Here is a 25,642-nt window from a genome sequence, read left to right as displayed (position 1 = left end):
TCGCGCAGAAAGTGTGCAGCGGCTTTTGCGAAGGCGACATGCACAAAAACAAGAACTTGAAGTGCGGCAAGCGAATCCTGGAGATCGCGACGCGCTTTACCGCGCCGCGCGTTAAATATGACGCGCAAAGGACTATCCCTAAATCGGATCCGATTTAAGGAATTATGCAGTAATACCAGGAGTACCCATGTCCTCGAGCCTTCCCTGCATCCTCGTGCCCGGAAAAATCAACGAACGAGTGCTGCAGCGGCTGCCCGACACGTTTGAAATCGTGCGGCTGGAACGTGCGGACCCTGACCTGGTGACCGCTGACATGGTCGACGTCAGGGGCATTGCCGTCTCCGGTCGCGTTCCCGCCGGCCTGATGGATGCGCTGCCCGGTCTCGAAATCATTGCCAATTTCGGTGTCGGCTATGACGGCGTCGATGTGAAGCATGCCGCCTCCAAGGGTATCGTCGTCACCAATACCCCCGACGTTCTGACAGAAGAGGTCGCCGACACCGCCGTCGGTCTGCTGATCAATACGCTGCGGCAGCTACCGCAGGCAGAGCAATGGCTGCGCCAGGGTCGCTGGGCGCGGGACGGCGCCTTTGCACTGTCGCCCCTGTCGCTGCGTGGCCGCACGGTCGGGCTTTATGGTCTCGGGCGCATCGGGCTTGCGATTGCCAAGCGGCTCGAAGCCTTCGGCGTTTCGGTCGCCTATCACACCCGCAGCCCACGCGATGGCCTGACCTATGCCTACTATCCGACGCTCGAAGGGCTTGCCGCCGCCGTCGATACGCTTGTTGTCATCGTTCCGGGAACGGAGGCGACACGAAAGACGGTGAATGCCGGGGTGCTTTCGGCACTCGGAAGCAACGGCGTTCTGATCAATGTCGGCCGCGGTTCGACTGTCGATGAGGCAGCGCTGGTCGCGGCGCTTCAGAATGGCGTCATTGCGGGGGCGGGGCTCGACGTTTTCGACAACGAACCGCATGTGCCCGACGCGTTACTGGCGCTGCCGAATGTTTCGCTGTTGCCGCATGTGGCTTCGGCGTCGGTGGTCACCCGCAACGCCATGGCGGATCTGGTCGTCGATAACCTGAAGGCCTGGTTCTCGACCGGCAAGGCACTGACGCCGGTGCCGGAAACGCCGTTCACCCAGCGCGCAGGTTAGCGCGTTTCCGGTTTAGACGGAGTCGCAGAAAAGCTCTATCTCTTTGGTTTTACGCATTTCCTGACGGAAAACCGCTTCGCACTTTTCCTGGAAATGCTCTATGCCGCCATCCGCCGCGCCGCGTAGGCGCGCACGGCATCGCCGAATGCCTTGAACAGGCTCGCCGACGGAGCGTCCGTCCGCACCCAATATTCCGGATGCCATTGCACCCCGACGGCGAACGCCTTGGCGCCAATCACCGAGACGGCTTCGATGGTGCCGTCGTCGGCCACCGCCTCGACGGCGAGGCGCGGGGCCGTCGCGCCAATGGCTTGGCGATGCAGGGAATTGACGCGCACGCGGCCGGCACCCAGCACCGGCGCGAGACAGCTGCCTTCCCTAACAATCACGTCCTGGCGGATGCCGTAGGCGACATCCAGCTCGGAAACGTCGGGCTTGCGGTGATCCCAGACGCCCGGCTGTTCCTGAATTTCGCTTGCCAGCGTGCCGCCAAGCGCAACGTTGAGCTCCTGGATGCCGCGGCAGATGGCAAATAGCGGAACGCCGCGCTCGAGCGCGCGCCGGATCAAAGGCAGGCTGGTGGCATCGCGGCCTGGATCAAAGGGGCCGTCGGTGTCCTTGGCCTCGCGGCCGTAGAGCGAGGGATGAACATTGGAGCGGGCGCCGCTTGCCAGCACGCCGTCGACACGATCGAGAATTTCGTCGATATCGTTGCCGGTCTCGAGCGCTGGAATGAGGAAGGGCATGACGCCGGCGCCTTCGACGGCGGCGCGAACATATTGATTGGCAACGACATGCCAGACATTGCCGTCGAATTCGCGGAAATCGCAGGGGATGGCAACGACAGGTTTCGACATCATCAGGCTCCGTATCTCGCTTTGCAAAGCCTTGCCGCCAGATGCGGCTGAAAGTCAACTGGGAAGCTCACTGATGTGACGATGACGCCGTCCAGGGTAAGGTTCGCAAGTGCGTGGCAGGAATTGGTGGATTTTCTTTAGGTTTGGGTAACCACATCCCGAGTGAATCGGTGGATGTGATGTTTGCCAAGCAGAATCGCCTTAAATACAATGTCAGAAAGTAAACGTGGTTTTGTCTATGCATGGTTGCAGAAAACATCTTCTGTTCGTTGGTTTCGCAATATTAGGTTGAGTTTCGGAAAAGCTCCCGCTGAGCACCGTTTAAATGTTGCAATACAAGGCTTCGAGGCGGTGTTTTCGCGAAATCTTTCGTTAAATCATCGCCTCTAAAAATCCGGAAAACCGGAGCTATGGGTTCATGACGCGCAATGAACGGGGCGCTCTCCCGACGGATGTCTATCTGTCGTCTGTGAGCTCGCTCTACGAACATCGCAGGACTCTGCTGATCGGCATGCTCTCGCATGTCGTGACTTTCGCGCTCGTCTATCTCAAGACTTCCGATCCGCTCTATCTCATCTGCACCGCAGCCATCGTCGTGTTCTGGGTGCTGCGCAATCTGGACATGGCGCGCTTTGATCGCCAGGATTTCTCCAATGCCGACCGGGCCACCGTTCGAAAATGGGAGAACCGCTACATTCTCGGCGGCGTCGGCGTGACGCTCACCTGCGGGATTGCCTGCGGCTATGCGATCGCCGTCAGCCAGGATTCCTTCTCGGAACTCGCCTGTATCTCCGTCACGCTCGCGTCGATGATCTCCCTGGTCGGGCGAAACTACGGCTCCGAGCGGGCGGTGCTGCTTCTGTCCTCGTCCGCCTGCCTGCCGATCGTGATCGGGCTGATCACGCTGCAGGATGGATTCATGCTCATCCTGGCGGTTCTGATCCTGCCTTTCATCTTCTCGACCTGGATGATGGCCAACAATGTGCGCGCCTTTCTCTATGAGAACGTGCTGGCGGCCCGAGAGATAGCAACGATTGCCGGCCAATTCGATGCGGCGCTCAACAACATGACGCACGGGCTTTTGATGCTCGACCGCGACAATCGGATCGTCGTTGCCAACGAGCGCGCCTGCGAGTTGCTGATGCTCGGCGACAAGGCTGATCTTCGGGATCGGCTGCTGGACGATGTCGTGCGTCGCGGTGTCAGGCGCATGTCGCTCAGCGTCGAAGAGACGCGCGCGATCTCTCGGCAGCTCGACCTCCTGATCAAGGGCAAGAAGACCCAGGTTCTGGTCCCGGTGACCGATGATCTGTTTCTCGAGTTTTCCGCCGGTCGGCATGAAAACGGCGAGGTCGTGCTGATTTTCGAGGACGTGACCGCGCGTGTTCAGGCCGACAGGCAGATCCTTCAAATGGTGCGCTTCGACACGCTGACCGGCTTGCCGAGCCGCGACTATTTCGCCGAACTTGCCCACAGCGCCGTGGCGCTCGAGGGCAAGGAGGACGTCGAGGTCGGCCTGATGGTGCTCGACGTCGCCGAGTTCAAGCATGTCAACGACATGCGCGGCCACATCGTCGGCGATCGGCTGCTGCAGGCGATTGCCGGGCGGCTGAAGACATTGGTCGGCAATACGGCGATCGCCGCCCGCCTGATGGGCGACGAGTTCGTCGTCTTCTTTCCCAACAGGTTGCACCTGCCCGATCTCGAAGAGCAGATGCGCGCGGTCCACGCCGGATTGCGCGGCGCCTATGTGGCGAGCGGTTTCACCTTCAACATGACCATGAGCGCCGGCGTCGTTCTCGTGCCGAGCAGCGCCTTCCGGCTGGAAGAGCTGCAGATCAAGGCCGATCTTGCGCTGTCGGAGGCCAAGGCGCGCAACAAGGGCGGTTGCACTGTGTTCGAAGACGAGATGGACGCGCGCTATCTCGACCGCCAGAAGCTGAAGAGCGATCTGCGCGATGCGATCAACGCTGGCGCGCTGACGCTTTCCTACCAGCCGATGTTCACACCGAACGGCGCGCGTCTTGAATGCTGCGAAGCTTTGGCGCGCTGGACGCATCCCGAGCGCGGGCCGGTGCCGCCGAACGTCTTCATCCAGCTTGCCGAGGAGTTGGGCCTCGTCACCGAGATCACCCGCTTCGTGCTGGAGCAGGCGTGCGAGGATTGCATGAGCTGGCCTGGCCACGTTTCCGTTTCGGTCAATCTGTCGGTGCTCGACCTGCGCAGCAACGATATCGTCACCGTGGTGGCCGACATACTGCAGGCGACCGGGCTTGATGCTTCTCGTCTGCATCTCGAGGTCACGGAAAGCTGCCTGATGGATGAGCCGGTCAAGGTGCAGGCCATCCTTGCCGAGCTGCGCGACAGCGGCATCACAATAGCCATAGATGATTTCGGTACGGGCTATTCCAGCCTCAGCTACCTCGACGCGTTGCCGGTCAACATCATCAAGATCGATCGGTCGTTCGTGCGCAACATTCGCGAGGATTCGCGACGCTTCAAGCTGCTGCGCGGCACGGCCAACCTCGGTCGTGCCCTGGGCCTGAAGATCGTCGTCGAAGGTGTGGAGACGGCGGACCAGCTGCAGCTGATCAACGACTACCACTGCGCCGATCTGATACAGGGTTTCGTGTTCGCGGCCCCAATGCCGGCGTCCGCCATCGAGGCATTCTGCAAGAATGGTGTCCAGAAACCGGTCACCACGCCGACGAGCAAGCGCATCGCCTGACACTTGGGCTGCGCGGCTTCGTTTTTTACTCCGCGATCGTCTCCTCGACGTCAGTCTTTGTACCGCCGCATGGTTCGCGCTGCCTTGTTGCGCGTTAACGCCCTGTTAACCACAAAAATTAACGAAATATTAAGGTTAACAATAAGTTAAAGGCGAGTTGTGCCATTTTGTTGTTGCTGCCGGACTGACCGTCAATAGGTTAACGATCTGTTAACCATGAGGGTCGGGAAATGGGTGAAGGTCTTCACCGGGCGGAGCCTGGGAGTTTTTCTGAGAAGCTGATGCTTCTTCTGGATCGCGTCGAATATCGGCGGGTCGAGACGGGCGAGGACATGGAGGACATCGCCCGGCTTCGCTACAAGGCCTACAAGGCCGTCAACCTGATGGAGCTGACCGGCTCGACCCTGATCGACGATCTCGACTTCGACAGTCACGCCTATGTCTTCGGCATCTATCTCGACGAGAACCTGGTCAGCACGGTGCGCGTTCATCATGTCACACCGGAGCACAGGGCCAGCACGTCAGGGCTGATCTTTGCGCCCGAGATCGATGTCTTTCTCGACGCGGGCATGGTGCTGGTCGATCCCGGCCGGCTGGCGGTCGATCCGGATGTCACCGGCGACGAGACGCGGGCACTTCCCTACCTGACGCTGCGCCCGGTGGCGATGGCGTGTGAATACTTCACTGCCGACCGGTGCCTGACCGCCTGCCGGCCGCGGCACGCGGCGTTCTACAAGCGCATCTTTGCCTCCGAGACCGTTGTCGCCAAGCGCGAGAACCTCGGCGTCTACAATGCCGACGGAGCGCTGTTGGTTGCGCAGGTGAGGGGGCAGCGGCCTTCGATCCTCGACCGTTATCCGATCTTCGATTCCGAACCGTTCGAGCGTCGCCTGATGTTCGCGGACCGCCAGGAAGTGCCGTTCGCGCCACTGACGATTCTGCCGACAGCGCGTATCGCGCAGAACGGTTCCGGCCGTTCCTATCGCACATCCGTGTTCCGCTAAAGACGCACGCGGCATATCGCCCCAGGCCACCGGGTGCAGCGGCGGGTTTTCGTTGCGCCCGGGCCCGGCATTGTGTATGGGCAGCTAAAGGGCTTCTGCGCGGTTTTCCGCCAAGGCCATTCTTGGATCAAGGTTGAAGGGCGGCGAAGGCCAATGGTCGCGCCGCAGCATTCTGGGAGAATTGGACGATGGCTGAGCATCATTCTGGACCGGTCGAGATGGGCGCTCCGATGGATTATGCGGAACACGAGAAGACCTACGATTTCTTCCTCAGTGCAACGAAGTACGGCACGCTGTTCTGCGTGGCTCTGCTGATCGCCATGGCAGCCGGCTTCTTCACCACAATGGGCTTCTTCAGCTCGCTGGTGCTGTTCATCCTTCTCAACGTCGCCGGTTTCTTCTTCCTTCGCTAATCGGCATTACTACAGCGCCGCGCGTCTTATCAGACGCGCCAAGGTCGCTGTGGCACTCTGAAATGCTGCATGTTTTTATCCCTAAATCGGATACGATTTAAGGCAACATGCAGTGACACGTCTAGCCAGGGACAGGCCGGGTGGAGGTTTGCCCTTGACTGCCGGACTTGAGGTCCGGATTGGAGCCGCATGACATCGACCGGGAGCGTCGATATCAGTGTTTCGGCTCTTGAAAGTTCGCAGCGCCTCGATGCGTTCGTTGGAGAACGCGCGGCGCTTTATCCTCACCGCGTGAGGGGGAGTGGAGGACAGGCCGAGCCTGTCTCCAGGGGAATGTGTGCTTTGCACATGGGAGGGCGCCTGCTCGCATGAGCGGCCGCTTTGCAGTCGGACAGGATGCCCGCATTCCAGCCTTGGCTCGATTGCGGCCAGGGAGGGGACTTGTGAGCGAAATTGTCTTTATCGCCAAGGAAACGGATCCGAATGAGGGTCGCGTTGCGGCATCACCGGATAGCGTGAAGAAACTCAAAGGGCTCGGCTTCGACGTCGTCGTCGAGACCGGCGCCGGGTTTCTGTCGCGCGTTCCGGATGCGGAATACGAGAAGGCCGGCGCCAGGATCGGCGCGATCGCCGATGCGAAGACGGCCGATGTCGTCCTCAAGGTGCGCCGGCCGAACAGTGCCGAAATTGCCGGCTACAAATCCGGCGCCATCGTCATCGCCATCATGGATCCCTACGGCAACGAGGATGCGGTTGCCGACATGGCCAAGGCCGGCCTCAGCGCCTTTGCGATGGAGCTGATGCCGCGCATCACCCGCGCGCAGTCGATGGACGTGCTGTCGAGCCAGGCAAACCTTGCCGGCTACCAGGCGGTTATCGATGCCGCCTGCGAATACGACCGGGCGCTGCCGATGATGATGACGGCCGCAGGCACGGTTCCGGCCGCCAAGATCTTTGTCATGGGTGCCGGCGTTGCCGGCCTTCAGGCGATCGCCACCGCCCGCCGTCTCGGCGCCGTGGTTTCGGCGACCGATGTTCGTCCCGCCGCCAAGGAGCAGGTGGCCTCGCTCGGCGCCAAGTTCATCGCTGTCGAGGACGAGGAATTCAAGGCGGCCGAAACCGCCGGTGGCTACGCCAAGGAAATGTCCAAGGAGTATCAGGCGAAACAGGCGGCACTCGTCGCCGAACACATCGCCAAGCAGGACATCGTCATCACCACGGCGCTGATCCCGGGCCGCCCGGCGCCGCGTCTCGTCACGCGCGACATGCTTAAAAGCATGAAGCCCGGTTCGGTCGCGGTCGACCTTGCTGTCGAGCGCGGCGGTAACGTCGAGGGCGCTAAAGCCGGCAAGGTTGCCGATGTCGAAGGCGTCAAGGTCATCGGCCACCTCAACGTGCCCGGTCGGATCGCCGCATCGGCGTCCGGCCTCTACGCCAAGAACCTCGTGACCTTCCTCGAGACCATGGTCTCGAAGGAAACGAAGGCGCTGGCGCTCAACATGGAAGACGAGCTCGTCAAGGCGACGGCGCTCACCCATGGCGGCGCCATCGTCAACCCGAATTTCGAGCCGAAGAAGAAGGGGGATCTTTGATGGCGAACGAAGCATTGGAAAAAGCGCTCGATGCGCTCGATAAGGCGGTTGCGGCCGTCCAGCAGGCAGCGTTGAACCTTCCCGATACCGCTGAAGCAGCCGGCGCGCTTGCACATGGCGCCACCGGCGGTGCGATCGACCCGTTCGTCTTCCGACTGGCGATCTTCGTCCTGTCGATCTTCGTCGGCTACTACGTCGTCTGGTCGGTGACGCCGGCCTTGCACACGCCGTTGATGGCGGTCACCAACGCGATCTCCTCGGTCATCGTCGTCGGTGCACTGCTCGCCGTCGGGATCTCGGCCTCGGGGCTTGCGACCAGTTTCGGTTTCATCGCGCTCGTGCTCGCCTCGGTCAACATCTTTGGCGGCTTTCTGGTCACCCAGCGCATGCTCGCCATGTACAAGAAAAAAGACAAGTGAGGCCGGCCGATGAACGCTAACTTCGCAGCCTTCCTCTATCTCGTCTCGGGCGTGCTCTTCATCACGGCACTCCGCGGCCTGTCGCACCCGGCCACCAGCCGCAAGGGCAACACCTACGGCATGGTCGGCATGGGCATCGCCATCGTCACCACGCTGCTTCTGGCAAAGCCCACCTTCGGCGGCTTCCTGCTGATCGTGCTCGGCCTTGCCATCGGCGGCGGTGCCGGCGCGGTGATCGCCCGGCGCATCGCCATGACGTCGATGCCGCAGCTTGTCGCCGCCTTCCACTCGCTCGTCGGTTTGGCGGCAGTCATGGTCGCCGCCGCGGCGATGTATACGCCCGAAAGCTTCGGCATCGGCGCCGTAGGCGACATCCACGCCCAGGCTCTGGTCGAAATGTCGCTCGGCGTCGCCATCGGCGCGATCACCTTTACCGGTTCGGTCATCGCCTTCCTCAAGCTCGACGGACGCATGTCCGGCAAGCCGATCCTGTTGACCGGGCGTCACTTCGTCAACGCTGGCCTTGCGATCGCGCTCGTCGTCCTGGTGATCATGCTGGTCTTCACCCAGAGCACGACCGTGTTCTGGCTGATCGTCGCGCTGTCGCTGGCGCTTGGCGTGTTGATCATCATCCCGATCGGCGGCGCCGACATGCCGGTGGTCGTGTCGATGCTCAACTCCTATTCGGGTTGGGCCGCGGCCGGTATCGGCTTCACGCTCGGCAACCTGGCGCTGATCGTCACCGGCGCGCTCGTCGGCTCGTCCGGTGCGATCCTGTCCTACATCATGTGCAAGGGCATGAACCGGTCGTTCATCTCGGTCATCCTCGGCGGCTTCGGCGGCGAAGCGGCGGCAGCCGCCGTCGACGACGGCGTCCAGCGCACCGTCAAGCAGGGGGCAGCCGACGATGCGGCGTTCCTGATGTCAAATGCCTCCAAGGTGATCATCGTTCCGGGCTACGGCATGGCCGTTGCCCAGGCGCAGCATTCACTGCGCGAACTCGGCGACCAGCTGAAGGCGGCAGGCGTCGACGTGAAATACGCGATCCACCCGGTTGCCGGCCGTATGCCTGGTCACATGAACGTGCTGCTCGCTGAAGCGAACGTGCCCTATGACGAGGTGTTCGAGCTCGAAGACATCAACTCGGCGTTCGCCCAGGCGGATGTCGCCTATGTCATCGGCGCCAACGACGTCACCAACCCGGCCGCGCGCGACGACACGTCGTCGCCGATCTACGGCATGCCGATCCTCGACGTCGACAAGGCCAAGACCTGCCTGTTCGTCAAGCGCTCGCTCGGCTCCGGCTATGCCGGCATCGACAACACGCTGTTCTACAAGGACGGCACCATGATGCTGCTCGGTGATGCCAAGAAGGTGACGGAAGACATCGTCAAGGCGCTGAACCACTAAGCGGCTGCAAGCGATGCTGGAATAGAAAACTCCCGCCCTATGGCGGGAGTTTTCGTTTGACGCGTCGAACTGCCGGCGAGGATCATCTCGCCGACATTTCATCAGCTCGGCTCATCACCTTGCGGGGGCGAGCGTCAGTTCGTCGATGCCAATCGCTATGTTCAGCCCCTCCTGCACCTGCACATTGACCGGCTGCAGCATGAAGGCCTTATTGGTGCCGCCGCCGATCACCTTGGCGCCGCCGCCAATGGCGAGGCTCGCAGAAAATTATGCAGCAGGTTTAAAGCGTTGCAGCGTCCTTTGCGCGTCATACTGGACGCGCGGCGCTGCAATGGCCTGACGGACAAACGAAAACGCCCGCGACGTGGTCGCGGGCGTTGAAACAAGAGAGGAGCCGTTGCTTCTTACGAGGCTTTCACGCGGGCGAGGCCTGCGCGCGCCGGCTCGTATTTCGGGTCGAGCTGCAGGGCGTGCGAGTAGGACTTCGAGGCCTTGGCCTTATCGCCCTTGCGCTCATAGACCAGCGCCTGGTTCGCCCAGGATTCGGCAACCTTGCCGTCGAGCGTGATGGCGGTATTGAAGTCGGAGAATGCATTGTCGTCATCGCCCTGGGCGACGTAGGAAATGCCGCGACCGTTGTAGGGCTCCGGCGAGCTCGGCGACAGCGAGATCGCCGTCGAGAAGTCTTCGATCGCCTGGCCGTGCTGGTTGCGCGCCTGGTAGATCAGGCCGCGATTGTGGTAGGCGCGCGGGTCGGTGGTGTCGAGCTGGATCGCCTTGTTGAAGTCGTTGAAGGCGGAATCGAGCTGGCCGGCCTGGCGGTAGAGATTGCCGCGGCCGATATAGGCGACGTCATAGTTGGCGTTCAACTGCAGCGCCATGTTGTAGTCGGCAAGTGCGGCCTGGGTATTGCCCATATTGCGGTGAACGAGCGCACGGTTGGCAAAGGCCTGGTAGAAGCGCGGGTTGAGCTGGATCGCCTGGTCGAAATCGGCGATGGCGCGGCGGTATTCGCCGGCACGGCCATAGGCGGAGCCACGGACGTTATAACCCTCCGGGTCGCTCGGGTTGGAGGCGATCACGCTCGACAGCGATGCGATATTTCCCTGCGAGCCCTGTTCGCGCTCGACCTTGGCCATCGATTCAGGTCCGTCGGTCTGGCATCCCGCCAGAAGCAGAGCCGATCCGAGGAGGAACAAGGCGGCAAGCTTCGGCTTGCGCTGGTGGCGGCGGCGCGCCTCTTGGGTGGTGAAACCGGCGACGTCCGCAGTCATGGCAGCAAGTGTCAAAGGTCGATCCCTCAATGCGACTAGGTCCGAAAGCCATCGGCTTCCCGTTCAAGGAGGCCGGCGAAATTCGCGGGGCCCCACAGCCGAGGCTACCAGGGCCTGCGGCAAACCGTTCGGCGTCAAACGCCGCGACCGGCCACCGTTGCCGGCTGCGACTGTCACGCTAGCCCGACGACGGAAAAGATGTCCATACCAAAAGAAAGGCGGCGGCGATATTTCGCCCCCGCCACGACTTAGATCGAAAAGCGTCGAAAAATCGACAAATTAACGGGCCACGAGGCCTTCGCGCTGTGCACGCTTGCGCGCCAGCTTGCGAACGCGGCGAACGGCTTCAGCCTTTTCGCGGGCGCGCTTCTGGGACGGCTTTTCGTAGAAATCACGCATCTTCATTTCGCGGAAAATGCCTTCGCGCTGCATCTTCTTCTTGAGAGCGCGGAGCGCCTGATCAACATTGTTATCGCGGACAAGTACCTGCACGTGAATCCCGTTCCTTTGGTTGTTTCGAGTTGTTGCCTCACGTCAGGTGTCGGAGGCAAAAAAAGCTACGTTCGCTGAGCCGAAAGCTCGACGATTGAAGGTGCGGATACCAGATCGCTCACGGAAAGTCCAGCAAGGACATGAGGCTGCGCGGAAAAAACCGCAATGGTGGCCCGGCATGTGTATCATCGCGTCGCAGATGGTGTGATGTCGCGATGTCGCAACTCCGCGCAAGTCCGCCCGTTTGCGTCGCAAAAGAAACGTTGCGCGGGCGCCGGATTTGCGATTTCTAACGCCAACGAGAATGATCACCGGGGTTCATGGAGTAACAGGCGGATGCGCAAATATTCAGTTTTTGCCGTGGCGCGCGAGGCTTTGCGCGGCCACAAGGGATGGGGCCCGCAGTGGGCCTCGCCCGAGCCCCGCAAGGACTATGATGTGATCATCATCGGCGGCGGCGGCCATGGCCTGGGCGCTGCCTACTACCTTGCCAAGGAGCATGGCATCACCAATGTCGCGGTGCTCGAGAAGGGCTGGATCGGCGGCGGCAACACCGGCCGCAACACCACGATCATCCGGTCCAACTATCTCTACGAAGAGAGCATGGACATCTACGAGCATTCACTGAAGCTCTGGGAGAACCTGTCGCAGGATCTGAACTATAACGTCATGTATTCGCCGCGCGGCGTCATGATGCTGTCGCACAACATCCACGACCAGCAGTCGTTCAAGCGCCATATCAATGCCAACCGTCTCTATGGCATCGACAATGAGTGGCTGACGCCGGAACAGGCCAAGGCCTATTGCCCGCCGCTCGACATCGCCAAGAACGCCCGCTATCCGATCAATGGCGCGGCACTGCAGCGACGCGGCGGCACGGCCCGACATGATGCGGTTGCCTGGGGCTATGCCCGCGGCGCGTCCGATCGCGGCGTGCACATCATCCAGAATTGCGAAGTGACCGGCATCCGCCGTGATGAGAGCGGCCGGGTGACCGGCGTCGATACCAGTCGTGGTTTCATCGGCGCCAAGAAGATCGGCGTCTCCGCTGCCGGCCATTCGTCGGTGCTGATGGAAATGGCCGGCGTGCGTGTGCCGCTGCAGAGCCAGCCGCTGCAGGCGCTGGTGTCCGAGCCGCTGAAGCCGATCTTCCCCTGCGTCGTCATGTCGAACTCCGTGCATGCCTATATCTCGCAATCCGACAAGGGCGAGTTCGTCATCGGCGCCGGCACCGACCAGTACAATTCCTACTCCCAGACGGGCGGCCTGCAGATCATCACCCATACGCTGGATGCGATCTGCGAGCTCTTCCCGATGTTCCGCCGCGTCAAGATGATGCGGCAGTGGGGCGGTATCGTCGACGTGACGCAGGACCGCTCGCCGATCCAGGGCATCACGCCGGTTCCAGGCCTGTTCCTGAATGCCGGCTGGGGTACGGGCGGCTTCAAGGCGACGCCGGGCTCGGCCAACCTCTTTGCGCACCTCATCGCGAGGGGCGAACCGCATCGGCTGGCCGCCGGGCTGACGCTCGACCGCTTCCGCACCGGCCGACTGATCGACGAGGCGGCCGCCGCCGCCGTTGCGCACTGATTGCCAAGGATTTCGAGATGCTTCTGATCTATTGCCCCTATTGCGAGGAAGAGCGCTCCGAGCTCGAGTTCCGCAATGCCGGTGACGCCCATATCGTCCGGCCTGCCAACATTGCCGAGATCAGCGACGAGGAGTTCGAGGAGTTCTTCTTCCTCCGCCAGAACCCCAAGGGCCTGATCTTCGAACGCTGGCGCCATATCCATGGCTGCGGTCGGTTCTTCAACGCCGCGCGCGATACGGTGAGCGACCGGTTCTACACCACCTACAAGGCGGGCGAGCCAAAGCCCGATGTTGCCGCCATTCTAAAGGGCGAGCAGGACAAGGGAGCGGCACGATGAGCGGCGCCAATCGTATTGCAGGTGCCGGCCGTCTGACGCCGGCGCGTACCGCCCGCTTCACCTTCGACGGACGCACGCTGACGGCACTGGAAGGCGACACTGTCGCCTCGGCATTGCTTGCCAATGGCATTCACTTGGTCGGCCGTTCATTCAAGTATCATCGTCCGCGCGGCATCCTGTCGGCCGGCGCCGAAGAACCGAACGCGCTGCTCGACGTGTCACGTGACGCTGCCCGTCGCCAGCCGAACGTGCGCGCCACGGTGCAGGAAGTCTTCGACGGCATGAAGGTGGAATCGCAGAACCGCTGGCCGTCGCTCGCCTTCGACGTCGGCGGCTTCAACGACCTGTTGTCGCCGTTCTTTGCCGCCGGCTTCTATTACAAGACCTTCATGTGGCCTAAGGCGGCCTGGCATGCGATCTATGAGCCGTTCATCCGCCGTGCGGCTGGTCTCGGTGTCGCGCCGACGGAAGCCGACCCGGATCATTATGCCAGCCGCTATGCCCATTGCGACGTGCTGGTGATCGGTGCCGGTGCTGCCGGCCTCTCCGCAGCGCTCGCGGCCGCCAAGGCCGGCGCCAAGGTGATCCTCTGCGACGAGCAGCCGGAAGTCGGCGGTGCGCTGCGCTATGAACGCGGCACGACGATCGACGGCAAGGAAGGCTGGGACTGGGCCCAGGCGGCGGCCAGGACGCTGGCCGCGATGGACAACGTCACGGTGCTCACGCGCACAACCGGCTTCGGCTACTACAACCACAACTTCGTCGGCCTCGTCGAAAGAGTGACGGACCATCTGCCCGCCCTCGACAAGGCGCTGCCGCGCGAGCGCCTCTGGCAGGTGCGCGCCAAGAAGGTCATCCTCGCCAACGGCTCGATCGAGCGCCACATGGTGTTTGCCAACAACGACCGTCCGGGCATCATGCTCGCCTCGGCCGGCCGTACCTATCTCAACCATTACGGCGTGGCCGTCGGCTCCAAGGTCGGCGTCTACACGGCACACGATTCCGCCTATGAGGCCGCCTTCGATCTCAAGCGCGCCGGCGTTGCCGTTCCGGCCATCGTCGATTGCCGCGACAATCCGGGCGAAGCGGTGCTGGCGGAAGCCCGCCGCCTCGGCATCGAGGTGCTGACCGGACACTCCGTCGTCAATGCCGGCGGCAAGTTGCGCGTCTCCTCGATCAGCGTTGCCCGCAACGGCGGCGGATCGGCGCGCAAGATCGCAGTCGACGCGCTGCTGGTGTCGTCCGGCTGGACGCCGTCGGTGCATCTGTTCTCGCAATCGCGCGGCAAGGTGAAATTCGACGCGGCAACGCAGCGCTTCCTGCCGGGCACCTATCTGCAGGATTGCCTGTCGATCGGCGCCTGCAACGGCACCGACGACCTGCAGGCAACGATCGACGAGGCGCTGGCTGCCGGCGAACTGACCGCACGTGCTGCAGGGGCCGAGGGCGGCGCCCAGGTGACGCTCCACGGCGAAAATGCTTTCAGCTGGACCGGCGGCATGATCGGCGCTGCCGAAGGGGCGGGGCCGGACACCACCGTCAAGGCCTTCATCGACTTCCAGCACGATGTCTGCGCCAAGGATATCCGGCTTGCGGTGCGCGAAGGCATGCATTCGATCGAACACATCAAGCGCTTCACCACCAATGGCATGGCGTCCGACCAGGGCAAGCTGTCCAACATGCATGGCCTTGCCATTGCCGCCGAAACGCTCGGCAAGGACATCCCGCAGGTGGGTCTGACGACCTTCCGCCAGCCCTACACGCCGGTGACCTTCGGCGCGATCGTCAACCACTCGCGCGGGAGCCTCTTCGATCCCGCCCGAAAGACGCCGATCCACGCCTGGGAAGAGGCGCACGGCGCCGAGTTCGAGGATGTCGGCAACTGGAAACGTGCCTGGTTCTATCCGAAGGCGGGCGAGGGCATGCACGAGGCGGTCGGGCGCGAATGCAAGACCGTGCGCGAGGTCGCCGGCCTGTTCGACGCCTCGACGCTCGGCAAGATCGAGGTGGTCGGCCCGGATGCGGCCGCGTTTCTCAACCTGATGTACACCAACGCCTGGGACACGCTGAAGCCCGGCCGCTGCCGCTACGGCATCATGCTGCGCGACGACGGCTTCGTCTATGACGACGGCGTGGTGGGCAGGCTTGCCGAGGATCGCTTCCACGTGACGACCACGACCGGCGGTGCGCCGCGCGTCATGAACCACATGGAAGATTACCTGCAGACCGAGTTCCCGCACTTGAAGGTCTGGCTGACCTCGACGACGGAACAATGGGCCGTCATTGCCGTGCAGGGTCCGAAGGCGCGCGAGATCATTGCCCCGCTCGTCGAAGGCATCGATCTTTCCAACGAGGCCTTCCCGCATATGAGCGTGGCCGAGGGCAAGATCTGCGGCGTGCCGACGCGGCTCTTCCGCATGTCGTTCACCGGCGAACTCGGCTTCGAAGTCAACGTGCCTGCCGACTACGGCCAGGCGGTCTGGGAAGCGATCTGGGAGCGAGCCGAACCCATGGGCGCCTGCGCCTACGGGACCGAGACCATGCACGTGCTGCGCGCCGAGAAGGGTTACATCATCGTCGGCCAGGATACCGACGGGACATTGACCCCCGACGATGCCGCCCTCTCCTGGGCGGTCTCGAAGAAGAAGGCCGATTTCGTCGGCATTCGCGGCCTCAAGCGCCCGGACCTGGTCAAGGACGGTCGCAAACAGCTCGTCGGGCTGCTGACCAAGGACCCGAAGGTGGTGCTGGAGGAGGGCGCACAGATCGTCGCCGATCCGAACCAGCCGAAGCCGATGACGATGCTCGGCCATGTGACGTCGTCCTACTGGTCGGAAAACTGCGGCCGCTCGATCGCATTGGCCGTCGTTGCCGGTGGACGCGCGCGCCTTGGCCAGACGCTTTACGTGCCGATGGCCGACAGGACGATCGCCGTTGAGGTGAGCGACATGGTGTTCTTTGACAAGGAAGGGGGTCGCCTCCATGGCTGATCTGGCAACTGCAACCCGCAACGCCGCTCTTACGACCCGCGGCGGTTTCGCCGAGGTGGTCCTGACGCCGGCACCTGCCGCGTCGCGCCTTTCGCTGAGGGCCGGCGCCGATGCGCTGCCTGGTCTTTCGGCGGCCCTCGGCGTCACCTTGCCGACGCGGCCGAAGACCTCGGCTTTGAGCGGCAAGCGCCATGCGCTCTGGCTCGGGCCTGACGAGTGGCTGCTGATCGACGAGGGCGAAGGCGACCTGATGGCCGCGGCTGCCTCGAGCGGCACGCTGCACTCGTCCGTCGACGTGTCTCATCGCAACGTTGCCGTCATCGTCAGCGGCCCTGGTGCAGAAGTGGCCATCAACAGCGGCTGCCCGCAGGATCTGTCGCTGCCGATCTTTCCGGTCGGCGCCTGCTCGCGCACGATCCTCGGCAAGGTGGAGATCGTGCTTTCGCGCATCGCCGAGGACACGTTCCGCGTCGAATGCTGGCGGTCGTTTTCCCCTTACGTCTTCGGCATGCTGTCCGAGGGCGCGGCGGATGCCGGCCACTGAGCTTTTCCACGACTCCGTTTAGGATGGAAACGCTCTCACGCCAGCGATTTCCCGTGCGTGCTTGCGGATCCGCAATGCCTGTGGCCGAGTGCGCGATGTGATCTTGCCGCCGGAGTTCTCCGGCGGCTAAGCTGCCCCCGATTGCTGCTGCATAACTCCTTAGATCGGAATCGATTAAAGGAATTATGCAGCAATCTTAAAGTATTACAGCGTCCCAGCGCGTCATATTTGGCGCGCGGCGCTGTTGCGGGAGGATAGTTTGAAAACACGTGCAGCAGTGCTGAGGCACGCGCCGTTCGAGCGGCCCTATGCCAGGTCGCGGCCACTCTCGATCGAGATCGTCGAGCTCGATCCGCCGGGCCCGGACGAACTGCTGGTGCGCATCGGCGCTGCCGGTCTCTGCCATTCCGATCTTTCGGTGATCAACGGCGACAGGCCACGACCGGTGCCGATGGCGCTCGGTCACGAGGCGGCAGGCACGGTCGAAGCCGTCGGCAGCGCGGTGCGCGACCTCAAGCCCAGCGACCGGGTGGTGATGAGCTTCATGCCGAGCTGCGGTCACTGTCTGCCTTGCGCAGAAGGTCGTCCGGCATTGTGCCTCCCCGGGGCGGAGGCCAATGGCAAGGGAACGCTACTTTCCGGGGAGCGTCGGATCCATTGCGACGCCGTTCCGGTTCACCATCATCTCGGCGTTTCCGGCTTTGCCGACTATGCGGTCGTCTCACGCCATTCGGCCGTCAAGGTGGACGCCGATCTGCCGCTGGTCGAGGCGGCGCTTTTCGGCTGCGCCGTGCTGACGGGCGTCGGCGCGATCGTCAATACCTGCCGCGTGCAAGTGGGCCAGTCGGTTGCCGTGGTCGGTCTCGGCGGCGTCGGGCTTGCCGCCGTGCTTGGAGCGGTCGCGTCGGGCGCGGAGCGGGTGGTGGCGATCGATCTCTCCGAGGACAAGCTGGCGCTGGCACGTTCCCTTGGCGCGACCGACACCTTTGTCGCCACCGATCCTGATGTGGGGGATGCGATCCGCGAGGTGACATCAGGCGGTGTCGATCATGCCTTGGAAGCGGCCGGTTCGGTCAAGGCGTTCGAGCTTGCCTATCGCATCACTCGACGCGGCGGGGCGACCGCATCAGCCGGCCTTGCGCATCCTTCAAGCCAGATCGCCATCCCGGCCGTCAGCCTGGTCGCCGAAGAGCGTACGCTTCGCGGCAGCTACATGGGAAGCTGCGTGCCGAGCCGCGATATTCCGCGGTTCATCGGGCTTTATCGACGCGGCAAGCTGCCCGTCGACAGGCTGTTGTCGGGCACAGGTCCGCTTGAGGAGATCAACGAGGCGTTCGACCTCCTCGACCAGGGCAAGGTCATCCGCCACGTGATCACGTTCTGACCAAATCCTGAGCGTCGAGAAGCGGCGGTCAAGCCGCGGTGGCGTCGAATAGGCACCGCATCTCAACGATGCGATCGCACATTCTGCCAGCAGCGCGCTCGATGGGTTCAGGATTTCGGCTGGTCGCTACTGCATAATTCCTTAAATCGGAATCGATTTAAGGAGAAAATTATGCAGCAGATTTAAGACGTTACAGCGTCCTTTGCGCGTCATATTTGACGCGCGGCGCTGTAAACGCACTGCACACACCCTGTTCGCTTGCCTCTGCCTCAGGCATCGGCGGGGCGATCCTTGGGATCGAACTGGATGATCGTCTGCCAGGTGGCGGTCAGCGCCGGCTTGCGCTCGCCCTCGATTTCGACCGTGACATCATAGGTGATCATCAGCATGCTGCCGCCACGGAAGCGCGCGTCGGCCATGGTGAAGTGTCCACGCACCCGGGCGCCACTCTTCACCGGAGCGATGAAGCGCACCTTCTCGAACCCGTAATTGATGCCCATCGTCTGTTCGCGGATCTTCGGCAGGCAGCTGTAGTTCATCGCCGACAACAGCGACAGCGACAGGAAGCCATGGGCGATCGTGCCGCCGAACGGCGTTTCGGCGGCGGCACGCACCGGATCGACATGGATATACTGATAGTCGCCGGTTGCCTCGGCGAACTTGTCGATCGTTTCCTGCGTGACCGTGATCCAGTCGGAGACGCCGATCTCCATACCGACGCGCGACCTGATTTCGGCAAGTGAAATGTCCTTCAGCATGTGACTGTCCTGAAAGTGGCCCCCCGACGAATCTATAGGACGGTCGGGTGAGTTCTAGCAAGTGGTCGGAATAGTTCAGAAATTTTCGACGAAGAAGCAAACCGAGCGAGGAGGCACGAAGGTGGGTGGAGGCTTATCGGAAAGCGCATCCTGCCAGCGGCCGTCGAGGCTTTCGGGCAGATGGATCGGGTGCGGCGCGTGGCTGCGATTGACGACGACGGCAAGCCGCGTCGGCCGCTTCTTCTTGCCGTCTCGGGTGGCGAGCACCATCATCAGGTTGTCCGTTGCCGGGTGTTCCCAATCCGCCACGGCCATAGCGCGGCCATCGAGGCGCAGCCATTCGACATCGCCCTTGCCGGTGAAGAAGGCCGTCTCGCCGAAGACGTCGAAGCGCTTTCTCAGCGTTGAAAGCGCTGCCGCATGGGCGACCAGCGCCTCGTCCATCGCACTCCAGTCGACCCAGGTGGTGTCATTGTCCTGGCAATAGGCATTGTTGTTGCCGCTTTGGGTGCGCCCACCCTCGTCACCGGCGGTCAGCATGATCGTGCCGCGGGAGGCAAACAGCGTGCCGAGCAGGGCCATGACATCATGCCGGCGCGCAGCCGTAATCTCGGGATCGGCCGTCGCGCCCTCGGCGCCGTTGTTCCACGAGTGGTTTTCGTTGTGGCCGTCGCGGTTTTCCTCGCCGTTCGCCTCGTTGTGCTTGCCGGCATAGGCAACGATGTCGGCAAGGGTAAAGCCGTCATGGGCGGCGATGAAGTTGACCGTTCGGGTGCCGGCGTCGCCCCAGCGGGAGAACGTATCGGAAGAGCCCGCAAGAGCGGTCGCAAGCGCACCGATCACATGCCGGTCGCCGCGCCAGTAGAGCCTGACGTCGTCGCGCGCCCGGTCGTTCCACTCGAGAAACGGAGCGGGAAAGTTGCCGAGCTGGTAGCCGCCGGGGCCGACATCCCAGGGCTCGGCGATCAGCACGCGATCGGCAAGAACCGGATCGGCATCAATCGCCTCAAACAGGGGGGCATCACGATGGAAACCGCCCATGTCGCGGCCGAGGATCGAGGCAAGGTCGAAGCGGAAACCGTCGACGCCGGCGGCCAACACGAAGTGGCGCAGGCTGTCGAGGATCAGTGTCTGGACGACCGGGTGGTCGCAGGCGATCGTGTTGCCGCAGCCGGTATCGTTGATGAGATCGCCGGGCCTGTCGGTCACGTGGCGATAGTAGGTGAGATTGTCGAGCCCGCGCATCGACAGCGTCGTGCCGAGCCGATCGCTTTCGCCGGAATGGTTGAAGACGAGATCGAGGATGACGCCGATGCCTGCCTTGCGCAGTGCTTCGACGGTCTGGCGCAATTCCCTAATCCCGCCCGGCACCAGCCGTGGATCGAGCGCCATCGGTGCGATCGGATTGTAGCCCCAGCCATTGCTGAGCCCGAGCGGCGGCAGGTGGCGCTCGTCGATCCAGGCGACGATCGGCATCAGTTCGACGGCGGAAACGCCAAGGCGCTTCAGATGATCGATGACGACAGGCTCGGCGAGCGCTGCGACCGTGCCGCGTTTTGCCTCGGGAATACCTTGATGCAGCATGGTGAAAGGTTTGACCGCGATCTCGTAGATGAGCCCACCCGCCCTAAAGATCGGCGGCTTCGGCTTGGCTGTCCCGACGTCGTTGACAATCGCCTTCGGCACGAGATCGGCGGTGTCCTCACCGAAGATGGTGAGCCTGGGATCGTGCCGGAACGGCCGGTCGAGCTCGACGGCGTAGGGATCGACGAGCAGTTTTGATGGATCGAACCAGAGGCCATGGTCGGGCGAATAGACGCCATCGGCGCGAAAGCCGTAGCGGGTTCCCTTCGGTGCATCGGCAACCACGAGGCTGTGCACGTCGCCGTCACGCGCCATCGGCAGTTGGCGCAGGGCCTTGGCGCCCGCCTTGTCGAACAGGCAGAGGTCGATGCGTGCGGCATTGCGCGACCAGACGGCAAAGCGCGTGCCTTGCGGGGTTAAGGTGGTGCCGAGGGGTGGCAGTCCGGCGGTCGGCATCGATCAGGCACCCCTCGGTTTTTTCTTACAGCGCCGCGCGTCAAATATGACGCGCAAAGGACGCTGTAACGCTTTAAATCTGCTGCATAATTTTCTCCTTAAATCGATTCCGATTTAAGGAATTATGCAGTAGCAATGTCAGGTCTTCGCGCGCCCCGGATGGGGCGCTCCGTCAGGTGATCACGCTCGGCTCGGTGCGGCCGGTGCGGGTCTTGATGCCGGCGATTTCGTCGGCAACGGCGATGAGGTCGGCGAGTGCTTCCTGGGTGTCGATGTCGTGGCGGGCCGGATCCGGCTCGAAGCGCTCGATATAGACGCGCAGCGTCGCACCAGAGGTGCCGGTGCCCGACAGGCGGAAGACGACCCGCGATCCGCTCTCGAACAGGATGCGGATGCCCTGGTTCTTGCTGACGGAGTGGTCGACTGGATCATGGTAGGAAAAGTCGTCGGCGGTCGCGACCTTGAGCGCGCCGAAAGATTTCCCGGGCAGGATCGCGAGCTGGTCGCGAAGCGCCTTAACCAGGCCGTTGGCGGCATCGGAATCCACTTCTTCGTAGTCGTGGCGCGAATAGTAGTTGCGGCCGTAGGTCGCCCAGTGCTTGCGGGCGATGTCGAGCGCGCTTTCCTTGCGCGCGGCAAGGATGTTGAGCCACAGCAGAACCGCCCAGAGGCCGTCCTTTTCGCGCACGTGGTTGGAGCCGGTGCCGGCACTTTCCTCGCCGCAGATCGTCGCCATGCCCTCATCGAGCAGGTTGCCGAAGAATTTCCAGCCGGTCGGCGTCTCGTAGAGGCCGATGCCGAGCTTTTCGGCGACCCGGTCGGCCGCCCCGCTTGTCGGCATCGAACGGGCGATGCCGGCAAGCCCCTTGGCGTAGCCCGGCGCCAGATGCGCGTTAGCCGCCAGCATTGCCAGGCTGTCGGACGGGGTAATGAAGATGCCACGGCCGATGACGAGGTTGCGGTCGCCGTCGCCATCGGAGGCGGCGCCGAAATCGGGCGCATCGGGCGCCATCATCGTTTCGTAGAGCGCGCGGGCGTGCACTAGGTTCGGGTCGGGATGATGGCCGCCGAAATCCGGCAGCGGAATGAAGTTCATGACCGAGCCCTTCGGCGCGCCTAGACGCTTCTCGATGATCTCCTTGGCGTAGGGGCCGGTGACGGCGCTCATCGCATCGAAGACGACGCGGAAACCGCCCGAGATCAGCTTGCGGATGGCGGCGAAGTCGAACAGGCTTTCCATCAGTTCGGCATAATCGGCCACCGGGTCGATGACCGTGACGGTCATGCCGTCGATCTGCTGCGAGCCTTCGGCATCGAGATTGACGTCGGCGACATCGGAAATCTTGTAGGTGTCAATCACCTGGCTGCGGGCATAGATCGCGTCGGTGACCTTCTCCGGTGCCGGGCCGCCATTGCCGATATTGTACTTGATGCCGAAGTCCTCGGTCGGGCCACCGGGATTGTGGCTGGCCGAGAGCACGATGCCACCGAAGGCCTCGTATTTGCGGATGACGTTGGAGGCGGCGGGCGTCGACAGAATGCCGCCGCGGCCGACCAGCACGCGGCCGAAGCCGTTGGCGGCCGCCATCTTGATGGCGATCTGGATGACTTCGCGGTTGTAGAAGCGGCCATCGCCGCCGATCACCAGGGTCTGGCCGGCAAAGCCTTCGAGCGCGTCGAAGATCGACTGGATGAAGTTCTCGGCGTAGTTCTTCTGCTGGAACACCGGAACCTTCTTGCGCAGGCCCGACGTGCCGGGCTTCTGGTCGCCATAGGGTGTGGTGGTGACTGTTCTTATCATTCTGACTTAGCCTTTCCCGAGAAGACCGGAATATAGAGAGACGTAGCGCTCGGCACTTCTGGCCCAGGAAACGTCCGATTTCATGCCCTGGGTCTGCAGACGCGCCCAGACTTTCGGTTCGTTGTATGCACGGAAGACGCGCCTGATCGCAAGACGCAACCCGTCGGCGCTGACCGGCGTGAACTGGAAGCCGGTCGCCACCTTGGCAGACAGCCCGGCTTCGTTCGCGTCGATGATGGTGTCGGCAAGTCCGCCGGTGCGCGCGACCACCGGCACGCAGCCGTAGCGCAGGCCATAGAGCTGGGTCAGCCCGCAGGGCTCGAAGCGCGACGGAATGAGGATCGCGTCCGATCCGGCCTGCATCAGGTGCGAGAGCGGTTCGTTGTAGCCGGTGACCATGCCGACATGGCCGCGGTGGCGCGAGGCGGCGGCGAGGAGCGCGCCTTCGAGTGCCGTGTCGCCGGAGCCGAGAACGATGAGCTTGCCGCCCATCGCCACGATCTCGTCGGCGACTTCGGCCACGAGGTCCATGCCCTTCTGCCAGGTCAGCCGGCTGATGACGCAGAAGATCGGGCCATTGCCCTGTTCCAGCCCGAAACGCTCTTCGAGCGCGTGCCGGTTGGCGGCGCGCTGCTTCAATGTCGTCGCGCTGAAATGCTGGGCGATCAGCGGGTCGCTCGCCGGATTCCAGACATCGGCGTCGATGCCGTTGACGATGCCGGCGAGGTCGGAAAGCCTGCTTTTGAGCAGGCCTTCGAGGCCCATGCCGAATTCCGGCGTCAGGATCTCCTGCGCATAGGACGGGCTGACGGTGGTGATCGCGCTTGCGGTCTGCAGACCGCCTTTGAGGAAGCCGACATCGCCGTAATATTCGACGAACTGCATCGAGAAGGCTTCGGGCGGAAGCGCGAGCTCGGCGAAGATCTCCGGGCCGAACTGCCCCTGGAAGGCGATGTTGTGGATCGTCATCACCGTCGGCGTCGCGGCTGCGCGACCAAAACGCATATAGACCGGCGTCAGCGCTGTCTGCCAATCATGCACATGGACGAGATCGGGCTTCCAGCCGGACACGACATCGCCGGCGGCGATTTCGGCCGCGGCCAACGACAGGGCCGCGAAGCGGCGGAAATTGTCGACATAGTCGCGGCCGGTGGCGTCGACATAGGGGCCGCCATCGCGCTCGTAGAGAACAGGCAGATCGAGCACGAGCAGGTCGAGCCCGTCGAGATCGGCTGCGAGAACCGAGGCCGGGCTGCCGAACAGGTTGGCAAAGCTGCCGACCTTCTTTTTCTTCTTCAGCTTCTGCAGCACAGCGGGATAGCCGGGCACCAAGGTGCGGGTACGGATACCGTGCGGCGACAGTGCTGCCGGGAGGGCACCGACGACGTCGGCGAGCCCCCCGGTCTTGACCAGCGGATACACTTCGGACGCAACGGAGAGGATGTTCATCAGCGGCGGACCTACATTCCCAGTTTGTCGATCATCGTTTGGGTGATCAGGCAAACGCCGTTTTCCGAACGACGGAAGCGCTTCGCATCCAGCTCCGGATCTTCGCCGACGACGAGGCCCTCCGGAATGACCACGCGGCTGTCGATTACCACATTGCTGAGCAGCGCGTGGCGACCTATCTTCACATCGGGCAGGATGACGGCATTTTCCAGTCGGGAATACGAATTTACTCTGACACCGGTGAAAAGCAGGCTGCGATTGAGCGCAGCGCCTGAGATGATGCAGTCGCCCGATACGAGCGAGGAGGTCGCCGAGCCGCGACGGTTCTCGTCGTCATGCACAAATTTGGCCGGCGGCTTGATCTCGGCGAAGGTCCAGATCGGCCAGGTGCTGTCGTAGATGTCGAGCTCCGGCGTTACATGGGTGAGATCGATATTGGCCTGCCAATAGGCATCGATCGTGCCGACGTCGCGCCAATAGGCCTCGCTTTCGAAATCCGAGCGCACGCAGGACCGGTTGAAGCGATGGGCGACCGCCTTACCGTTCTCGACGATATAGGGGATGATGTCCTTGCCGAAGTCGCGGCTCGATTTCGGATCGGCCGCGTCGCGCCGCAACAGATCCATCAGGAATTTGGTGTGGAAGACATAGATGCCCATCGAGGCAAGGGCCATCTCGGGATTGCCGGGAATGCCCGGCGGGTCGGCCGGCTTTTCGACGAAGGCGATGATGCGATCCTTGTCGTCCACATGCATGACGCCGAAGCCGGTTGCTTCCATGCGCGGCACTTCGAGGCAGCCGATGGTGACGTCGGCGCCGGAATCGACGTGCTGCTGCAGCATCAATTCGTAGTCCATCTTGTAGATGTGGTCGCCTGCGAGGATGACCATATATTCGACGCCGTGATCCTCGATGATGTCGATATTCTGGTAGACCGCGTCGGCGGTGCCTTCGTACCATTGCGTTTCCGAGACGCGCTGGCTTGCCGGCAGGATGTCGAAGCTTTCGTTTCGTTCCGGGCGGAAGAAGTTCCAGCCGCGCTGCAGGTGGCGGATCAGCGAATGGGCCTTGTACTGCGTGGCGACGCCGATGCGGCGGATACCGGAGTTCAAGGCGTTCGAAAGTGCGAAGTCGATGATGCGGGCCTTGCCGCCGAAATAGACGGCCGGCTTTGCCCGTCGGTCGGTCAACTCCTTCAGGCGGCTGCCGCGGCCGCCTGCGAGAACATAGGCCATGGCATCACGGGCCAGAGGTTGCGTACGCTTTTCCACCATTTGTCCTCCCCAAAATCATTGTTCTTCGGGATCGTCACGGCGACTTTTTGCGACGCCTTGCGGCCCTCGAAATTTCTTCTTGTGCTCCCGCCTCCCGCTTCATTCCGTCGGGCTGGAACACGCTAGCGT

20 protein-coding genes and 1 pseudogene are annotated in these 25,642 nt (G+C 62.7%); 12 read left to right on the top strand and 9 right to left on the bottom strand.

Features of this window, described 5'->3' with window-relative positions; all coding sequences use genetic code 11:
• Positions 1–187 precede the first annotated feature (187 nt).
• Positions 188–1,156, top strand: coding sequence for a 2-hydroxyacid dehydrogenase (locus tag BC360_RS28890; RefSeq protein ID WP_065797777.1), 969 nt, complete (start codon positions 188–190; stop codon positions 1,154–1,156).
• A 98-nt stretch (positions 1,157–1,254) separates the two neighbouring features.
• Here the strand turns inward: BC360_RS28890 and BC360_RS28885 are convergent, their stop codons facing one another.
• On the bottom strand, positions 1,255–2,013 hold the full coding sequence (locus BC360_RS28885; protein WP_065797855.1) for a gamma-glutamyl-gamma-aminobutyrate hydrolase family protein: 759 nt from the start codon (positions 2,011–2,013) through the stop codon (positions 1,255–1,257).
• 418 nt (positions 2,014–2,431) lie between these two features.
• On the opposite strand from BC360_RS28885, the gene BC360_RS28880 reads away from it, so the two are divergent.
• The 6 genes from BC360_RS28880 (at position 2,432) to BC360_RS28855 (ending at position 9,579) form a co-directional block, all read left to right on the top strand.
• Positions 2,432–4,741, top strand: coding sequence for a putative bifunctional diguanylate cyclase/phosphodiesterase (locus BC360_RS28880; protein ID WP_065797776.1), 2,310 nt, complete (start codon positions 2,432–2,434; stop codon positions 4,739–4,741).
• A 281-nt stretch (positions 4,742–5,022) separates the two neighbouring features.
• Complete coding sequence (locus BC360_RS28875) at positions 5,023–5,745, top strand: N-acyl amino acid synthase FeeM domain-containing protein (protein ID WP_244512965.1); 723 nt, start codon at positions 5,023–5,025, stop codon at positions 5,743–5,745.
• Between the two features lie 188 nt (positions 5,746–5,933).
• Positions 5,934–6,158, top strand: a complete 225-nt coding sequence (locus tag BC360_RS28870; RefSeq protein WP_065781010.1) for an aa3-type cytochrome c oxidase subunit IV — start codon at positions 5,934–5,936, stop codon at positions 6,156–6,158.
• Between the two features lie 443 nt (positions 6,159–6,601).
• Complete coding sequence (locus BC360_RS28865; protein ID WP_065781009.1) at positions 6,602–7,750, top strand: Re/Si-specific NAD(P)(+) transhydrogenase subunit alpha; 1,149 nt, start codon at positions 6,602–6,604, stop codon at positions 7,748–7,750.
• Entirely contained in the window at positions 7,750–8,169 is a 420-nt protein-coding gene (locus BC360_RS28860) for an NAD(P) transhydrogenase subunit alpha (RefSeq protein ID WP_065781008.1), read from the top strand. Before BC360_RS28865 ends, BC360_RS28860 begins: the two co-directional genes overlap by 1 nt.
• 9 nt (positions 8,170–8,178) lie before the next feature.
• Complete coding sequence (locus BC360_RS28855; RefSeq protein ID WP_065781007.1) at positions 8,179–9,579, top strand: NAD(P)(+) transhydrogenase (Re/Si-specific) subunit beta; 1,401 nt, start codon at positions 8,179–8,181, stop codon at positions 9,577–9,579.
• Between the two features lie 114 nt (positions 9,580–9,693).
• On the opposite strand, the pseudogene BC360_RS31155 reads toward BC360_RS28855, so the two are convergent.
• From BC360_RS31155 to rpsU, 3 genes and pseudogenes are all read right to left on the bottom strand, one after another.
• Positions 9,694–9,840, bottom strand: a pseudogene (locus BC360_RS31155) (DUF992 domain-containing protein); the annotation flags it as partial.
• Positions 9,841–9,983: 143 nt separating this feature from the next.
• Entirely contained in the window at positions 9,984–10,868 is an 885-nt protein-coding gene (locus BC360_RS28850; RefSeq protein WP_139110252.1) for a tetratricopeptide repeat protein, read from the bottom strand.
• 264 nt (positions 10,869–11,132) lie between these two features.
• Entirely contained in the window at positions 11,133–11,345 is a 213-nt protein-coding gene (gene rpsU / locus BC360_RS28845) for a 30S ribosomal protein S21 (RefSeq protein ID WP_025424858.1), read from the bottom strand.
• Between the two features lie 336 nt (positions 11,346–11,681).
• Between rpsU and BC360_RS28840 the strand changes: the two genes are divergently transcribed.
• The 5 genes from BC360_RS28840 to BC360_RS28820 all read left to right on the top strand — a co-directional run bounded on the left by BC360_RS28840 (position 11,682) and on the right by BC360_RS28820 (position 18,191).
• Positions 11,682–12,935 carry a sarcosine oxidase subunit beta family protein gene (locus tag BC360_RS28840; RefSeq protein WP_065797774.1) on the top strand — a complete coding sequence of 418 codons (1,254 nt, stop codon included), beginning with the start codon at positions 11,682–11,684 and terminating at the stop codon, positions 12,933–12,935.
• A 17-nt stretch (positions 12,936–12,952) separates the two neighbouring features.
• Positions 12,953–13,273, top strand: a complete 321-nt coding sequence (locus BC360_RS28835) for a sarcosine oxidase subunit delta (RefSeq protein ID WP_065781004.1) — start codon at positions 12,953–12,955, stop codon at positions 13,271–13,273.
• Positions 13,270–16,263: a sarcosine oxidase subunit alpha gene (locus BC360_RS28830; protein ID WP_065797773.1), complete on the top strand. Its 2,994-nt coding sequence runs from the start codon at positions 13,270–13,272 to the stop codon at positions 16,261–16,263. The genes BC360_RS28835 and BC360_RS28830 overlap by 4 nt, the downstream gene beginning before the upstream one ends.
• On the top strand, positions 16,256–16,807 hold the full coding sequence (gene soxG / locus BC360_RS28825; protein ID WP_065797772.1) for a sarcosine oxidase subunit gamma family protein: 552 nt from the start codon (positions 16,256–16,258) through the stop codon (positions 16,805–16,807). The genes BC360_RS28830 and soxG overlap by 8 nt, the downstream gene beginning before the upstream one ends.
• Before the next feature lie 259 nt (positions 16,808–17,066).
• On the top strand, positions 17,067–18,191 hold the full coding sequence (locus tag BC360_RS28820) for a zinc-dependent alcohol dehydrogenase family protein (RefSeq protein WP_065797771.1): 1,125 nt from the start codon (positions 17,067–17,069) through the stop codon (positions 18,189–18,191).
• Between the two features lie 269 nt (positions 18,192–18,460).
• Here the strand turns inward: BC360_RS28820 and BC360_RS28815 are convergent, their stop codons facing one another.
• The 5 genes from BC360_RS28815 to glgC form a co-directional block, all read right to left on the bottom strand.
• Positions 18,461–18,949: a MaoC family dehydratase gene (locus BC360_RS28815; RefSeq protein ID WP_065797770.1), complete on the bottom strand. Its 489-nt coding sequence runs from the start codon at positions 18,947–18,949 to the stop codon at positions 18,461–18,463.
• A 75-nt stretch (positions 18,950–19,024) separates the two neighbouring features.
• Positions 19,025–20,989 (bottom strand): glycogen debranching protein GlgX, encoded by a 1,965-nt coding sequence (glgX, locus tag BC360_RS28810; protein WP_065797769.1) that lies wholly within the window; start codon positions 20,987–20,989, stop codon positions 19,025–19,027.
• Positions 20,990–21,161: 172 nt separating this feature from the next.
• Positions 21,162–22,790: an alpha-D-glucose phosphate-specific phosphoglucomutase gene (locus tag BC360_RS28805; RefSeq protein ID WP_065797768.1), complete on the bottom strand. Its 1,629-nt coding sequence runs from the start codon at positions 22,788–22,790 to the stop codon at positions 21,162–21,164.
• A 6-nt stretch (positions 22,791–22,796) separates the two neighbouring features.
• Positions 22,797–24,239 (bottom strand): glycogen synthase GlgA, encoded by a 1,443-nt coding sequence (gene glgA / locus BC360_RS28800; protein ID WP_065797767.1) that lies wholly within the window; start codon positions 24,237–24,239, stop codon positions 22,797–22,799.
• Between the two features lie 11 nt (positions 24,240–24,250).
• Positions 24,251–25,513, bottom strand: a complete 1,263-nt coding sequence (glgC, locus tag BC360_RS28795; protein WP_065780997.1) for a glucose-1-phosphate adenylyltransferase — start codon at positions 25,511–25,513, stop codon at positions 24,251–24,253.
• Between the last annotated feature and the right edge of the window lie 129 nt (positions 25,514–25,642).

The sequence above is a fragment of the Ensifer sp. LC163 genome, assembly GCF_001695855.1.
GTDB lineage: Bacteria > Pseudomonadota > Alphaproteobacteria > Rhizobiales > Rhizobiaceae > Ensifer.
The sequence above is the reverse complement of the archived record's forward strand: the minus strand, read 5'-3'. Positions and strand labels throughout refer to the sequence as shown.